This is a genomic window from Mycolicibacterium vulneris (assembly GCF_002104765.1).
In the GTDB taxonomy this organism is placed as follows: Bacteria; Actinomycetota; Actinomycetes; order Mycobacteriales; family Mycobacteriaceae; genus Mycobacterium; species Mycobacterium vulneris.
Window position 1 is genome coordinate 57237 of the sequence record NZ_NCXM01000018.1, and the last position, 15566, is coordinate 72802.

The following is a 15566-nucleotide window of genomic DNA, read 5'->3' on the forward strand; positions in this document are numbered from 1 at the left end:
TCCCTTAGGGGAACGATAGTGGCAGGCTAGGTGTTGGACTTTCCGCAACTGAGCAACACAAACCCGATGAAGGAGGGCCGACGTGCCCATCGCCACCATTAACCCGGCTACCGGCGAGACAGTGAAGACCTTCACCCCGGCCACCGACCAAGAAGTCGACGCCGCGATTGCCCGTGCCTACGAACGCTTCCTCGACTATCGCCACAACACCACGTTTGCCCAGCGCGCCCAGTGGGCAAACGCGACCGCCGACCTGCTGGAGGCGGAGGCCGACGACGTCGCCGCCATGATGACGCTGGAGATGGGCAAGACGCTGAAGTCGGCCAAGGCGGAAGCGCTCAAGTGCGCCAAGGGTTTTCGTTACTACGCCGAAAACGCCGAGCAGCTGCTGGCCGACGAGGCGGCCGACGCCGAGGCGGTGGGCGCGAAGCAGGCCTACACCCGGTATCAACCGCTGGGCGTGGTGCTGGCCGTGATGCCGTGGAACTTCCCGCTGTGGCAGGCCGTGCGATTCGCCGCACCGGCGCTGATGGCCGGCAACGTCGGGATCCTCAAGCACGCGTCGAACGTCCCGCAGAGCGCGCTCTACCTCGCCGACGTCATCACCCGGGGCGGCTTCCCGGAAGGGTGTTTCCAAACCCTGCTCGTCTCTTCCAGCGCGGTCGAGCGCGTCCTGCGCGATCCCCGGGTCGCAGCGGCCACCCTGACCGGCAGCGAACCGGCCGGCCAATCGGTGGCGGCCATCGCCGGTGACGAGATCAAGCCGACCGTGCTCGAGCTCGGCGGCAGCGACCCGTTCATCGTGATGCCCTCGGCCAACCTGGACGAGGCCGCCAAGACCGCGGTCACCGCCCGGGTGCAGAACAACGGCCAGTCCTGCATCGCCGCAAAGCGGTTCATCGTCCACACCGACATCTATGACGCGTTCGTCGACAAGTTCACCGAGCAGATGGAGGCTTTGACCATCGGCGACCCGACCGACCCGGACACCGACGTGGGTCCGCTGGCCACCGAATCAGGCCGCGACGAGATCGCCAAGCAGGTCGACGATGCCGCCGCGGCGGGCGCCACGATCCGGCTCGGCGGCAAGCCCATCGACCGGCCGGGCTGGTACTACCCGCCGACGGTGGTCACCGACATCACCAAGGACATGGCCCTGTACACCGAGGAGGTGTTCGGACCGGTCGCGTCGATGTACCGGGCGGCCGACATCGACGAGGCCATCGAGATCGCCAACGCCACCACGTTCGGCCTGGGGTCCAACGCCTGGACCAACGACGAGGCCGAGCAGCAGCGCTTCATCGACGACATCGAGGCCGGCCAGGTCTTCATCAACGGGATGACGGTGTCCTATCCCGAACTGGGGTTCGGCGGCGTCAAGCGGTCCGGCTACGGACGCGAGCTCGCGGGTCTGGGCATCCGCGCGTTCGTCAACGCCAAAACCGTCTGGGTCGGGGAATCCCAGAGCGGCTCCTCGGCCGGCGACAACAAGGTCGAGTGATCGCCCGCTGAGCCGCGCGGCGGTCGCAAGCGCGGCGCAGCCGGGCGCTGCGGGCCGCCGCCATCAGACGGCCGCCAGCGCCCGTTCGTCCTCCTCGGCGAAGGTGTCCTCGAGCTGCACGGGCGTGTAGTCGAGGTCGATCTCGCTGAGCGGTCGCCCTCGGGCGCTGGAGATGGTGCCGAAGCGACGCATCCCCTTGTCGGAGGCGTACTGCATGAACTCGTCCACCGACAGACCGAACGGCATCGGGTCGTAGAGGGCGAAGCCTTCCTCGATCAGGCGCAGGCCGAGCGGCATCAGCTCGTTCATCCGCGTTTCGAAGACGCCCCAGTTGGCGTCGTCGGCGGCGACGTGGCGCCGGCAGGTGAAGGTGCCCCACGCCATGTGCCGTCGCTCGTCATCGCCGATGCGCCGCACCAACTCCTGCATGCCGGGCAGGATGCCGCGCTCCACGCAGATCTTGTGCCAGCCGAAGTAACCGGTCAGCGCCAGCATGCCCTCGACCATGTGGTTGTAGGTCACCGACGCCCGCACCTGGGCGGCCGGCGACGGATCGACCGTGAGCGCGCTCAGGCAGTCCGGCAGCTCCTCGTAGAAGATCGTGCGGTAGGTCGGGACGTCATCGAGGAAGTTGTGCAGGTCCTCGGTGATGCCGACGGCGTCGAGCCACATGCGGAACACCTGGACGTGCTTGGCCTCCTCGAAGGCGAACTGCGTCAGATACATCTCGTCGCCGAGCCGGCCTTCGGCCCGCATCGCGGCCATGAACGGCTGGATGTCCTGGGTCACCGACTCCTCGCCCGCGATGAACTCGGCGCACAGCCGGGTCGCATAGCTGCGTTCGTCGTCGGTGAGCCGTTCCCAGTCCTCGCGATCGCGGGAGAAGTCGATATCGGCCGGATTCCAGAATTTCGCGTTGCCGCCCGCAAACAGCTTGAGCGGCAAGCTGTCCCAGTTGAGTCCGCCCTCGGCCATCGAGGCAGTTCGGGTGCGATTCATGTGACCTCCTCAGATCGTTTGGGGGCTGAGCCGATTGGCGAGGTTTTCGGCGCAGCCGAGAACGCGGCCGCCAGCACCGCGACGAGCCTGCGCACGGCAAGTGCCGGCTGTTCCGGGCTGGGCTCGTCGAGCCCCAGAATCGGATCCAGGCCGCGCATGTAGGGCGCCAGTGCCAGGTGCGGAAAGATCAACAGCAGCAACGACAACAGGGTGTCCGTATCGGAGTCCGAGCGCAGGTCGCCGCGGACGTGCGCGTCGCGGACGAGCGGGCGCATCACCTCCAGGTAGTGGCGGTGGATGACGTGCTGCACGCTGACGCGGGCTTCGGTGTCGACTTCCAGGGTCGCCGCGGCGTGCAGCGCGCGTTCGTGCGGATGGTCCGCGAAGTAGGCCACCCACGCGTCGAGCCAGTCGGTGAGGAAGTCGAAGAAGGGCCGGCTCGGGTCGAGCTCGCGGATGCGGTCCTCCATGTAGGCGCGCACCCGCTGGCTGCCGATGTCGGCGATGAACGCGTACAGGTCACGCTTGTCCGCGAAGTACTGGAAAAGGCTGCCCTTGGCGACCCCGGCGCGGCGGGCGATGACGTTCAGGCTGCCCCGAGAGAACCCGTGGGTCCCGAACTCCGACTCCGCGGCCTCGATGATCGCCGCGCGACGAGCGGGATCGACGCGTGCCCAGGTGACCGTTGGCAATGCCCCTCCTATGGTGAATGACCACTGGTCATCCTACTGTGAGGAACTTCACAGTCAAGGGGTCGCGCCCAGCCGCGCGCGGCTGTCCGCACACTCGGGCCGGACGAAGCTCAGGGGCGCATCTGGTACGCGCCGCTGAGCGGCAGCAGGTGGTCCTTCCAGATCTGGTCGTAGCGGGCGGGATCGTGGGCGGGCCGGCGGATCATCCGCAGCGCGAAGCGGGCCTGCTCGTCCGTCGTCGCCGGCTTGTCGGACAGCTCCACGGCGTAGGCGTTGAAGTCGCGGACCAGCACGGCGAAGATCTCGTCGACCAATCCCTCGTCGACGCCGGAGAGGCCGGCCTCCTCCAGGATGAGCTGGGCGTAGGGCACGGTGGCGAACAACTGCCCGACGGCGAAGGCGAAGTCGATGTCCTTCTGCTGCGCGGCATCCGGGGTGGCGCCGGCCAGCATGTCGGCGAGCACGTCGATCTGCGAGCGCAGCAGCGCGACGTTGGGCAGGTGCCCGAAGCTGTCGAACGGCGCGCGCCAGTCGTGGAACCGCACCTTGCCCAGGCCGCCGGTCGGCCCCTGCGCGAACAGGAAGGTGTCGTCGGCCGCGTCGTCGCGGCGGGCGATCAGCGGCAGCGCGCCGTTGGGCGCGAACAGGAAGTTGGGCATGAACTTGCCGAGCAGCCCGATGTTGATGTGGACGGTGCCCTCCAGCCTTGGCAGCAGGCCGATTTCGCGGGTCATCGCCTCGAAGATGGTGTCCTTCTCCACGCCCTTGGCCGCGATGACGTCCCACAGCGCGGTGATGACGCGTTCGCCTTCGCTGGTGATCTTCGCCTTGGTGAGCGGGCTGTACAGCAGGTAGCGGCGGTCCTCGGCCGACGCGCTGCGCATGTAGTCGCACGCCCGCGTGGCGACCAGCCGCATCGCGACCAGGCGTGCGTAGGCGTCGGTGAGCAGCCGCCGGACGTGGGTGAAGTCGGTGACGACGGTCCCGTACAGGATGCGGTTGGACGCGTGGGTGACCGCCTCGTACATCGCGTGGGTACACATGCCGACCGCGCCCCAGCCAAGGTTGTACTTGCAGACGTTGACGGTGTTGAGCGCGGCGTGGAAGGCCTCGGGGCCGCGGTGCAAGATGTCGGCCTCGGTGACCGGGTAGTCGCGCAGCGCGTAGTTGGCGACGAAGTTCTGCGAGTTCACCACGTTCTTGATCAGGTCGTAGCGATCATGCTGCGAGTCGGCGGCGAAGAACACGTACTCGTCGGTGCCGTCGAACTTGCCGAAGGTGGAGACCATCCGGGCCACGTTGGCGTTGCCGATGTAGTACTTCTCCCCGGTTGCGGTCCAGCCCCCGTCTTTCGGCGTCAGGTTCATGTCGGTCTGGTAGACGTCCGCGCCGTGCGTCTGCTCCGACAGGCCGAAGGCGAACACCTCGCCGGCCTCGAGCAGCGCGGCGGCCTTGCGCTTGGCGTCCTCGTTGGCACTCATCCAGATCGGGCCCAGGCCCAGGGCGGTGACCTGGAAGGGATACCAGTAGTTCAACCCGTAGAAGCCGACGATCTCGGCGAACGCACTGATCCGGTAGGTGTCCCAGCGGCAATCGGCTGATCCATTCGGGCCGTACTGCTTTGGTGTCAGCAACGAGGCGAAGATGCGCTCCCGGCCGACGTGGTCCAAAAACTCCGAGTACCACACCCGTTCGTGGTCGTCGGCCTTCAGCCGGGCCTTGCCCCGGGACTCGAAGAAGTCGACCGTCGCGGCCATGATCTCCCCCGAACGGCGGTCTGGGTACTGGCGTTGCAAGTGGTTGGGATTGAGCAACATGACGTGACTCCCAGCGGGTTCTCGACGAAGACGAGGGTGACGGTACTGCAATCGCGCGGCCGTCGGGGCAACCGGAACAAAACGACCCTGTCGGTCGGGTGCCCGTCGCCCTAGCATCTCTGGAGTGTCAGAACTCAATACCGCTCGCGGGTCCATCGATACCGCCGCACTGGGCGTGACCCTCATGCATGAGCACGTGTTCATCATGACCACCGAGATCGCCGAGAACTATCCCGAAGCGTGGGGCGACGAAGACCGGCGCGTCGCCGACGCCATCGAGCGGCTCAACGAACTGAAGGCCCGCGGCGTGGACACCATCGTCGACCTCACCGTGATCGGCCTGGGCCGCTACATCCCGCGGATCGCCCGGGTCGCGGCCGAGACCGAGCTGAATATCGTTGTGGCGACCGGGCTTTACACCTACAACGACGTACCGATGTACTTCCACTACCTCGGCCCGGGCGGAGAGCTCGGCGGCCCGGAGATCATGACCGACATGTTCGTCCGCGACATCGAACAGGGCATCGCCGACACCGGCGTCAAGGCCGGGATCCTCAAGTGCGCGACCGACACACCCGGCGTCACCCCCGGCGTCGAGCGGGTGCTGCGCGCGGTAGCTCAGGCGCACAAGCGCACCGGGGTGCCGATCTCCACGCACACCCACGCGGGCATGCGGCGCGGCCTCGAGCAGCAGCGCATCTTCGAAGAGGAGGGCGTCGACCTGAGCCGGGTGATCATCGGGCATTCCGGCGACAGCACCGACATCGGCTACCTCGAGGAGCTCATCGCCGCCGGCTCTTACCTCGGGATGGACCGCTTCGGCATCGACGCCTTCCTGCCCTTCGAGGACCGGGTGAACACCGTGGCGCAGATGTGCGAGCGCGGGCACGCCGACAAGATGGTGCTCTCCCACGACGCCAACTGTTACTTCGACGCGCTGCCCGACGAGCTGGTATCGCAGGTGATGCCGAACTGGCACTACCTGCACATCCACAACGACGTGATCCCGGCGCTCAAGGAGCGCGGCGTCACCGACGAACAGCTGCACACCATGCTGGTGGTCAACCCGCGCCGCATATTCGAGCGGCAGGGCGCGTATGCGTGAGCCGATCCCGCCGATCGGCACGCAGATTTCGGCGCTGGCCGAACTCGCCCCCGACGAGCCGGCGGTCACCTGCGACGGCATCACCCTCACCCGCGCCCAGCTCGACCGCTCGACCAATCGGCTGGCCCGCGCCTACGCCGAGCGCGGCGTGGGCGTCGGCGACTACGTGACCATGGTGCTGCCCAACTCGGTCGAGTGGATCCAGGCCGCGGTGGCGTGCTGGAAGCTGGGCGCGGTGCCGCAGCCGTTGTCCTCGAGGTTGCCGGACGCGGAGCTGCAGGGCTTGGTGGACCTGCGACCACCCGCCCTGCTGGTCGGCCGCGAGCATCACCGGATACCAAGCGTGCCAATGGGTTTCATGCCCGATCCGGGCCTGTCGGACGGCGCGCTGCCGGAGGCGGTGTCGCCGGTGTGGAAGGCGATGGGTTCGGGCGGCAGCACCGGCCGGCCCAAGCTCATCGAATCCGGCGGCGACAGCCGGATACCGTCGGCGATCGGCTATCCGCTGGGCGCCCAGGAGGGCGACACCACCTTGGTTCCGGTGCCGCTGTCGCACAACACCGGCTTCACCACCGCGACCATCGCACTGCTGATGCGCCATCACCTGGTACTGATGAGCCGGTTCGACCCCGAGCGGTTCCTGCGGCTGATCGCCGACCATGGCGTGACGTTCCTGACGACGGTGCCGACGATCATGCAGCGGACGCTGCCGGTCTACCAGGCCGACCCGGGCGCCTATGACCTGTCGTCCATTCGGCGATTCTGGCACCTGGGGGCGCCCTGCCCGCCGGCCATCAAGCAGGCGTGGATCGACCTGCTGGGTGCGGAGAAAGTCTGGGAACTCTACGGCGGCACCGAATTACAGGCGCTGACGTTCATCTCCGGCGACCAGTGGCTGACGCACCGCGGGTCGGTCGGCGTGGTGGTCGCCGGGGAGATGAAGGTGCTCGACGACGACGGCAACCCCTGCCCGCCGGGCGTGGTCGGCGAGATCTACATGCGGCCCGGCCCGGACAGCGCGCCCACCTACCGCTACGTCGGCGCCACGGCGAAGAGCCGCGACGGCTGGGACTCGCTGGGCGATCTCGGCAATTTCGACGCCGACGGGTTCCTGTACCTCTCGGACCGGCGGGTCGACATGTTCACCGTCGGGGGCCGCAACGTCTACCCCGCCGAGATCGAGAACGCGCTCTCGGCGCACCCGGATGTGTTGTCCTGTCTGGTCGTCGGCGTCCCTCACGAGGATCTCGGTCAGGTGCCGTACGCGCTCGTGCACCCGATCGACGGCTCGGTGCTGGATTCCGGTGGCGTGCAAGCGTTTCTGCGCGACCAGGTGGCGGGGTACAAGGTGCCGCACACCGTCGAGTTCGTCGACACCCCGTTGCGCGACGACGCCGGCAAGGCCCGCCGCTCGGCGGTCCGCGCCCAGATCATGGAGCGCCTGGCGACCGCGGAAGCCGGCTGACCACCGGCGGATCGGTGGCCCTGCACACGCGGGATAACCCGGCGAACCGCTACGCCGCGTCGGATGTGGAGAGCGGACGGGACCGGACCGGCCGTCCCAAGATCACCTTGGCCGTGATCGCGCCGAGCTTCAGCATGCCGAGGTAGGTGGACGGGTTGAACAGGGTCGGCCACACCGTACGGCTCTTGTTTTCGTCGAGCGGCCGTCCGGCGAACCGGTCGCGTAGCCATCTCAGGGCCATCGGCGAGGAGAGCGGGTGAAGCAGCAGGTGACCGCAGAATCGATCGCGGTGATAGGTGACCGCTACCCCGGCGGCGACATACGTCTCGACGAGCTGATCGATGTCGTCGATGCTGATGATCCTGTCGTGCACGGCCTGGATCACCAGCAGGGGCGGTGCGGGTGGGGTCTTGCCGAGCTTGGTTTCGTCGAAGATGTGGCGCACCTCCGGCAGGTCCCACAGTTCGTCGGTGGAGATGTCGACGTAGGAGCCGATGTCTGCGTTGCGCAGCCGCCGAACCGCGCCCGCGGTGGTCAGCTTCCGCAATTCGTTCAGCACCGCCCTGCCCTCTTCGGTGGCGTGTTCGATGACGACCCGCTGTGCTTCCGGGAACACCTCGGTCAGCGCCGCGATCATCAGCGCGGCCAGTCCGGCGAAAAACGACCCGTTGAGGCGGCGCGCGACGCTTTCCGGGTCGGCGACCGGTGAGCCGAGCACTGCGCCGACGATGTTGAGTTCTGGCGCATAGCGGGCGGCCGCCTCGGCCGCCCACGCGGAGGCGAAACCACCGCCCGAATAACCCCACAGACCCACCGGGGCCGACGTTGACAAGCCCAGCCGTTCGCAATTCAGGGCAGCCCGGACACCGTCGAGAATGCGGAACCCGGGCTCGCGGGGCGCGCCCCACATGCCGTGACAACCCTCGTGGTCGGGTACCGAGACCGCCCAGCCTTCCGCCAATGCCGCCGCCATCAGCAGGAATTCCGCCTGCGTGAACGCGCCGATCGCCCCGGCGCCGCGGCGCAGCGCGTACGACGGGAAACATTGCGACGCCACCGCGTCGATAGCGCATTGGTACGACAGCACCGGACACATCGCGTGCGGATCGCGCTGTTCCGGCAGTAAGACGGTGGTCACGGCGACCTCCGGGTCGTCGTGCAGGTTCGTGCTGCGGTAGAGGAGTTGGGTGGCCCGGAAGCTTTGCGGCAGCAGACCCAGGAAGCCCAACTCCACGGTGCGCGAGCGCAGCACGGTGCCACATTCAGCCTGTTCATACCCCGGCGGCGGTTCGTAGAACGGGTCGTCGTCCGGCAAGAGCGGACGCTCGCCAGGACGCAACTCCTCGTGTGGCGTGTCCGCCATCGACCGCGCCGCGATCATGTCGTTGTCCATCGTTGAACGCCTCTCCAGGGCCGAAGCGACTTCGTTGCCTTTGCCGCTGCCGGCACAGGGTGACCCGCCGCTCTATCACACTCGGGGTTACCCAAAAATGAGGTTTCGAGACCTTCGGTACCGCATAGGAGAGGAATTCAGGTGCGGTCCGCGCTAGGGCGCGATCGCGTCCGCCTCGGCGTCGACGGCCTGAGCCGGTCCGCCCGGCCTCTCGCGTTTCTCCCAGCGGCGCAACGCTTCTCGGCACGGCGACTCGACCAGCGCATAGCTGACCGCGGCGATCGCGAAGCCGAAGATCAACGTCAACACCAACACCGTGGGCATGCGGCCGGTGAACGGGAACGTCCCGAGCACCGGAAACACCATGGCCAGCGCCGCCAGGTGCCACACGAAAAGTCCGTAGGACCAGCGCCCCAGGGTCACCATCGCGGTGGTCCCCAAGATGCGGTGCGGCGTGTCCACCCGATCCAGCACCAGCGGGGCCACCAGCGCGAAGGCCACCAGCGAGCCCATCGCGGTCTTCACCGCGAACTGGGCCGGGGTGCCGGGCACCAGGCCTTCGGGGCCGGCCAGCGGCGACGCCGCGATCAGGTAGGCCACCGCCGCGACGGCGGCCATCACCAACCGCCGGCGCGCGATGCTCGCCGGCAACCCGATCCCGCTGTGCACCCACTCGGCCAGCAGCATGCCGGCGGCGAACCAGGAGAAGAACGCCGGCGGCCAGTTGAGCGGGTTGATCCCAGGACCGCCGCCCAGCGGCACCCAGCCCCACGCCCAGCTGAGCGCCCCCAACGCCGCGATCGCGGGCACCCGGGCCTGCACCGGCAGACGGCGGGCCAGCAGCGCGAGGAACGGCAGCGCCAGGTAGAAGCTGACCTCGACCGACAGGCTCCACATCTGGGTCAGCCCACCGGTCAGCGTCAGCGGCACGTAAATCTGGGTGAGCGTCAGGTTGGCCAGCCACACCGTCAGGCTGGCGTGGTCGGCGTCCGGCAACAGGGTCAGGATCACGACGACGGCAACCACATAGGCGGGCATGATGCGGACCACCCGCGACCGCAGGTAGTGGCCGGTACGCGGGCGCGGTCCCAGATCCCTTGCCGCCGCGGCATGTCCGCGCCACAGCAGAAAACCCGACAGCGCGAAGAACACCGCCACAGCGAGGTCGAAGCGGCCGAACAGCCTGCCGGTGGCGCCGCTGGAGTGCCCGGTCTGGAACGCGACGTGCGTGACCACCACGCCCATGGCCGCACAGGCGCGCATGCCTTCCACGGCCGGCAGGAAGCTGCGAACCCCGCCCACCCGCTGGTCATCGCTCACCCCGACAGTTTGCCTGTGCTGCGTCGCCCGGCGAATGGGTACACCCGCAGGGCCCGTCCGCGCGAGCAACAGGTTGGTAAGTCGCTGCCTTACTTTGTGCTGTTAGGGTCGAACGAGTTTGCCCCCGGGCTGCTTGCTCGGGTCGGGTCGCGGCTGATTAAGCAAGGAATTGAGGAGGGCACAGCGACGTGAACCGAGCAGTCATGTTGAGGTTCGCCGCATGCGGGATCATCGGACTCGGAGCTGCCCTGCTTATCGCCGCGCTGCTTTTGACGACGTACACCACCAGCAGGATCACCAAGGTCCCCCTGGACATCGACGCCACCCTGATCAGTGACGGCACCGGCACGACGCTCGACTCGGCGTCGTTGTCGACCGACCACGTCGTCGTCAACCAGAACGTTCCGCTGGTCTCCCAACAGCAGATCAGCGTCGAGTCGCCCGCCAACGCCGACGTGGTCACACTCCAGGTCGGAACTTCGTTGCGGCGCACCGACAAGCAGAAGGACAGCGGGCTGCTGCTGGCGATCGTCGACACCGTAACGCTCAACCGCAAGACCGCGCTGGCCGTCTCCGACGACACCCACGCCGGCGGCTCCGTGCAGAAGCCGCGCGCGGTCAACGACGAGAACCCGCCCACCGCGATGCCGCTGCGGCACGACGGACTGTCCTACCGGTTCCCGTTCCACACCGAGAAGAAGACTTATCCCTACTTCGATCCGATCGCGCAGAAGGCGTTCGACGTCAACTACGACACCCAGGAAGACGTCAACGGGCTGACCACGTACAAGTTCACCCAGAACGTCGGCTTCAACGCCGACGGCAAGCTGGTGGCTCCGGTGGCCTACCCGTCGCTGCTGGCCGGCAACGAGGACGCGAAGCAGACCACGTCGGCGTCGATGTGGGGCATCCAGGGCGGCGACCCGAACGAGCAAATCACCATGACCCGCTACTACGCGGCGCAGCGCACGTTCTGGGTGGACCCGGTGTCGGGCACCATCGTCAAGCAGACCGAGCACGCCGACCACTACTTCGCCCGTGACCCCCTCAAGCCGGAGCTCACGCTGGCCGACTACAAGGTCACCTCGAACGAGGACACCGTCGAATCCCAGATCAACGCGGCCCGCGACGAGCGCGACCGGCTGGCGCTGTGGTCGCGGGTGCTGCCGATCACGTTCACCGCGGTCGGCCTGATCGCGCTGATCGGCGGTGGGCTGCTCGCCTCGTTCAGCCTGCGCAGCGAGAGCGCGCTGACCGACCCCGGTCTGGACCGGGGCGACCAGGACTTCTTCGGCCGCAGCGGCCTCGAAGAACCGGTGCCCGGCGCCGAAGCCGAGACCGAGAAGCTGCCCACCCAGCGTCCGGAGGCCCGTCGGGAGGCCGGTCCGCCCGGCTCCGACCCGCCCGGCCCGGACGAGCCCACCGAGGTGGGGCCGGCCGAACCCCATCCGCCCGGCCAGCACGACCGGGAATAGCCCGGCCTGGCTGCGTTAACCGTGCGCTGGACCCGACCCGGGTACGCACTGGTCTTGGCGCTGCTGGTGGTCGGGCCGCTCCTGGCGCCCGGATACCTGCTGTTGCGTGACGCGGTGTCGACGCCGCGGTCGTACCTGTCCGACACCGCGCTGGGGCTGACGTCGGCGCCGCGCGCCACCCCCCAGGATTTCGCGGTGGCGCTGGCCTCCCATCTGGTCGACGGCGGCGTGGTAGTGAAGACCCTGCTGGTCCTCGGATTGTGGCTGGCGGGATGGGGCGCGGCCCGGCTGGTCGCGGTAGCGCTGCCGTGCGCAGGCGCGCCCGGCCAGTTCGTCGCCACCACCGTGGCGATCTGGAATCCCTATGTCGCGGAACGGCTTCTGCAGGGTCATTGGAGCCTGCTGGTCGGCTACGGCTGCCTGCCCTGGGTGGCCGCGGCCATGCTGACGCTGCGGACGACTCGGACTCCAGGGGCGAGCCGGTTCACGTTTTTCGGTCTGGCGTTCTGGATCGCGCTTGCCGGGCTGACCCCGACCGGGCTGCTGCTGGCCGCGACGGTGGCGCTGGTCTGCGTGGCGGTGCCGGGCACCGGCACCGCGCGTGGGTGGTGCGCCGCGGCCGCGTTGGGCGCCGCGCTGGTGACCGCGCTGCCGTGGCTGACGGCGTCGGCGATGGGTTCGTCGCTGACCGCCCACACGGCGGCCAACCGGCTGGGGGTGGAGGCGTTCGCGCCCCGCGCCGAGCCCGGGCTGGGCACGCTGGCCAGCCTGGCCAGCCTCGGCGGGATCTGGAACGGCGACGCCGTACCCGGTTCGCGCACCACGTTTTTCGCGGTGTGCTCGGCCGTGGTGCTGCTTGGTGTGGTGGCGGTGGGCCTGCCGACGGTGGTCCGGCGCCCGACGGCGGTGCCGCTGCTGGTGCTGGCGGCGGTGTCGGTGCTGGTCCCGGCGGCGCTGGCGACCGGCCCGGGCCTGCAGCTGCTGAGCACGGTGGTCGACGCCGTGCCCGGCTTCGGGGTATTGCGCGACGGGCAGAAGTGGGTGGGGCTCGCGATGCCGGGCTACGCGCTGGCGGGGGCCGGTGCGGCGGTGACGCTGCGCCGGTGGCTACGACTTTCGGGCACCGCGGTCCCGGCGCTGGTCTGCTGCCTGGCGCTGCTGCTGGCGCTGCCCGACCTGGCCTGGGGCGTGTTCGGCAAGGTGGCGCCGGTGCGCTATCCGCGCGGCTGGACCGCCGTCGCCGCGGCGATCAACGAAGCGGCCGGCGATCCAGGAACGATAGCGGTGTTGCCCGTCGGCACCATGCGGCTGTTCTCCTGGTCGGGCCCCGCACCGGTGCTGGACCCGCTGCCCCGCTGGGTGCGCGCCGACGTGCTGAGCACCGGTGACCTGGTGATCTCGGGAACCACCATCGCCGGGGAAGGCGCGCACGCCCGGGCGACGCAGGAGCTCCTGCTGTCCGGGCCAGATCCGGCGGCACTGGCCGCGGCCGGGGTGGGCTGGCTGGTGATCGAATCCGACAGCGCCGGCGACATGGGGGCGGCCGCGCGCACCCTGGGCGCGTTGGCCCCGGTCTATCGGGACCACGAGATCGCGCTGTATCGGATCGGCGGGCAGACCGCCGGGGTGGCCGCCGGGCGGCGGGCGGCGACGACGGTCGCGCACCTGGCGTGGCTGGCGATGCTGATCGGCGGCGGCGCCGGCGCGGCGATCGGCGCGTGGCGGCGCCGCGCCCGCTCAGCCCCGCCCGGTGACTAGCCCGCTGACCGTGCGGCCGGCTTGCACCGCTTCCAGCACGCCGCACATCGCGTCGGCGCTCTGCCTCCAGGAGAATTCCCCGCTGCGGGTGTGCGCCTTGGCGCCGAGTTGCTCGCGCAGCACCGGATCGGCGAGCAGTTCTTCGAGCCGATCCAGCAGCTCGGCGTGACTGTCCACCAGGATCCCGGTCACCTCGTCGACGATCGAGTCCGACAGGCCGCCCGAGGACCGGTAGCCGATGGTCGGCACCCGGTGCTGGGCCGCCTCGACGACGGCCAGGCCCCAGCCCTCCTTGCGCGACGGCAGCAGGTGCACCCAGGCCGCTTGTAGGACATGGTGTTTGGTCACGTCGTCGACGTGACCGTGAAACGTCACCGCCGAACTGATGCCGAGCCGCTGCACGTGCTCGACGAGCCGCTCGCGCCACCAGCCGTCGCCGACGATGTCCAGGTGCAGACCCGGTGTCCGCGGCAGCAGCCGCGCGACGGCCTCCAGGGCGTCCTCGATCTGCTTGTGCGGTACCAGCCGCGACAGCACCACCAACCGCGGCGCGGCCGAGCGCGGGCCCGACAACGACTGCGCCGGGGCGCGGTCCAGGCCGTTGCGCACCACCGCGATCTGGGCGCCGTCGACGCCCAGGGTGACCAGGTCGCGCGCGGACGGCAGCGACACCGTGACGTACTGGTTGTGCCGGTTCACCCGCGGTGACAGCGTCGACTCGACGAACCAGCCGAGCCGGCCGAGCAGCGGCCCGGCCACCGGCCACTGCTCGCGGTGGCAGTGATGCACCAGCACCACCACCCGGCGGCCGTATATCAGCCGGGCCAGGAAGGGCAGGCCGTTCTGGGTATCGATGACCACGTCGGGCCGCACTTTTCGCAACGGCCCGACCCCGAGCCGGGCCGCGGACATCGCCAGCAGCGCGAAGATGTACACCGTGTAGCGGCCCCCGGCCCGGGTGATCCGGACGCCGTCGACGACCTCGCGGCGCGGGGCGCCGGGATAGCGGGCGGTGCGCAGCGTGACGGCGATTCCCGAGGCGGCCAGCTGCGCGCCGATGCGCTGCAGATAGGCTTCGCTGCCGCCGCCCTGTGGGTGCCCGGTATCGCGCCAGCACAGCAGCAGCACGGAGCGCAAGGAAGACATTGGTCGTCAGCCTAACCGGCGACGATGTGCACCGGGCAGCGCTACACATCCGTAGGGTGTGGCCGGTGGCGGCCACCGACATCTTCGCGCGCCGGGCGACGCTGGCCCGCTCTGTGCGGCTGCTGTCGGAATTTCGCTACGAGCAGCCGGATCCGGCCCGCTTCTACGGCGCCCTGGCGGCCGACACCGCGGCCATGGTGAGCGATCTGTGGCGGGCCGCCCGCAGCGAGCCCCTGTCCGGCCGCACGCTTCTCGACGTCGGCGGCGGGCCGGGTTACTTCGCGGCGGCCTTCACCGATGCCGGCGTCCGGTACGTCGGGGTCGAACCCGACCCCAGCGAGATGCACGCCGCCGGGCCGGCGGTTGTCGGCGGAGCCGGCACCTTCGTGCGCGCGTCGGGAATGACGCTGCCGTTCGCCGACGACTCCGTGGACGTCTGCCTGTCGTCCAACGTCGCCGAGCACGTGCCGCGACCCTGGCAGCTCGGCGCCGAGATGCTGCGGGTGACCAAGCCGGGCGGGCTGGCCGTGCTGTCCTACACCGTCTGGCTGGGGCCGTTCGGCGGCCACGAGATGGGTCTGACCCACTATCTCGGCGGTGCCCGCGCCGCCGCCCGCTACGCCCGCAAGCACGGTCATCCGGCCAAAAACCACTACGGGTCGTCGTTGTTCGCGGTGTCGGCGGCCGCGGGCCTGAACTGGGCCGAGAACACCGGGGCGCTGGTGGCCGCATTTCCCCGCTACCACCCGCGATGGGCCTGGTGGCTGACCGGCGTGCCGATGCTGCGCGAGTTCCTGGTGAGCAATCTGGTGCTGGTCCTACAACCCCAATAGTGAAACGTGTTCTCGTTTTGCGGCGGCTTGGGTAGGGTGGCGCCCATGCCCGCGGCGACGAT

At 69.1% G+C, this 15566-nt stretch carries 12 protein-coding genes; 6 read left to right on the plus strand and 6 right to left on the minus strand.

Going from position 1 to position 15566, the window contains the following annotated elements:
- The first annotated feature begins 82 nt into the window (after nucleotides 1-82).
- Nucleotides 83-1501: an NADP-dependent succinic semialdehyde dehydrogenase gene (locus B8W69_RS17845; protein ID WP_085291140.1), complete on the plus strand. Its 1419-nt coding sequence runs from the start codon at nucleotides 83-85 to the stop codon at nucleotides 1499-1501.
- Nucleotides 1502-1564: 63 nt separating this feature from the next.
- On the opposite strand, the gene B8W69_RS17850 is transcribed toward B8W69_RS17845, so the two are convergent.
- The 3 genes from B8W69_RS17850 to B8W69_RS17860 all read right to left on the minus strand — a co-directional run bounded on the left by B8W69_RS17850 (nucleotide 1565) and on the right by B8W69_RS17860 (nucleotide 5009).
- Complete coding sequence (locus B8W69_RS17850) at nucleotides 1565-2500, minus strand: R2-like ligand-binding oxidase (RefSeq protein ID WP_085291141.1); 936 nt, start codon at nucleotides 2498-2500, stop codon at nucleotides 1565-1567.
- Nucleotides 2497-3192, minus strand: a complete 696-nt coding sequence (locus B8W69_RS17855; RefSeq protein ID WP_085291142.1) for a TetR/AcrR family transcriptional regulator — start codon at nucleotides 3190-3192, stop codon at nucleotides 2497-2499. The genes B8W69_RS17850 and B8W69_RS17855 overlap by 4 nt, the downstream gene beginning before the upstream one ends.
- Nucleotides 3193-3302: 110 nt before the next feature.
- Nucleotides 3303-5009 (minus strand): acyl-CoA dehydrogenase family protein, encoded by a 1707-nt coding sequence (locus tag B8W69_RS17860; protein WP_085291143.1) that lies wholly within the window; start codon nucleotides 5007-5009, stop codon nucleotides 3303-3305.
- A 124-nt stretch (nucleotides 5010-5133) separates the two neighbouring features.
- On the opposite strand from B8W69_RS17860, the gene B8W69_RS17865 reads away from it, so the two are divergent.
- Entirely contained in the window at nucleotides 5134-6114 is a 981-nt protein-coding gene (locus tag B8W69_RS17865; RefSeq protein WP_085291144.1) for a phosphotriesterase family protein, read from the plus strand.
- Nucleotides 6107-7579: an AMP-binding protein gene (locus tag B8W69_RS17870; RefSeq protein WP_085291145.1), complete on the plus strand. Its 1473-nt coding sequence runs from the start codon at nucleotides 6107-6109 to the stop codon at nucleotides 7577-7579. The genes B8W69_RS17865 and B8W69_RS17870 overlap by 8 nt, the downstream gene beginning before the upstream one ends.
- 49 nt (nucleotides 7580-7628) lie before the next feature.
- On the opposite strand, the gene B8W69_RS17875 is transcribed toward B8W69_RS17870, so the two are convergent.
- Together B8W69_RS17875 and B8W69_RS17880 are read right to left on the minus strand one after the other, a co-directional pair.
- On the minus strand, nucleotides 7629-8972 hold the full coding sequence (locus B8W69_RS17875; RefSeq protein WP_085291146.1) for a lipase family protein: 1344 nt from the start codon (nucleotides 8970-8972) through the stop codon (nucleotides 7629-7631).
- A gap of 153 nt (nucleotides 8973-9125) precedes the next feature.
- Nucleotides 9126-10235 carry an acyltransferase family protein gene (locus tag B8W69_RS17880; RefSeq protein ID WP_439330627.1) on the minus strand — a complete coding sequence of 370 codons (1110 nt, stop codon included), beginning with the start codon at nucleotides 10233-10235 and terminating at the stop codon, nucleotides 9126-9128.
- A gap of 245 nt (nucleotides 10236-10480) precedes the next feature.
- Between B8W69_RS17880 and pgfA the strand changes: the two genes are divergently transcribed.
- Both pgfA and B8W69_RS17890 read left to right on the plus strand, forming a co-directional pair.
- Nucleotides 10481-11767: a cell envelope lipid trafficking protein PgfA gene (gene pgfA / locus B8W69_RS17885; RefSeq protein WP_165762637.1), complete on the plus strand. Its 1287-nt coding sequence runs from the start codon at nucleotides 10481-10483 to the stop codon at nucleotides 11765-11767.
- A 21-nt stretch (nucleotides 11768-11788) separates the two neighbouring features.
- Nucleotides 11789-13525: an MmpA family trehalose lipid delivery protein gene (locus B8W69_RS17890; protein ID WP_085291148.1), complete on the plus strand. Its 1737-nt coding sequence runs from the start codon at nucleotides 11789-11791 to the stop codon at nucleotides 13523-13525.
- Here B8W69_RS17890 and B8W69_RS17895 read toward each other — a convergent pair.
- On the minus strand, nucleotides 13505-14671 hold the full coding sequence (locus tag B8W69_RS17895; RefSeq protein WP_085291149.1) for a glycosyltransferase family 4 protein: 1167 nt from the start codon (nucleotides 14669-14671) through the stop codon (nucleotides 13505-13507). The genes B8W69_RS17890 and B8W69_RS17895 overlap by 21 nt on opposite strands.
- A gap of 65 nt (nucleotides 14672-14736) precedes the next feature.
- Between B8W69_RS17895 and B8W69_RS17900 the strand changes: the two genes are divergently transcribed.
- On the plus strand, nucleotides 14737-15504 hold the full coding sequence (locus B8W69_RS17900) for a class I SAM-dependent methyltransferase (RefSeq protein ID WP_085291192.1): 768 nt from the start codon (nucleotides 14737-14739) through the stop codon (nucleotides 15502-15504).
- The last annotated feature ends 62 nt before the right edge of the window (nucleotides 15505-15566 follow it).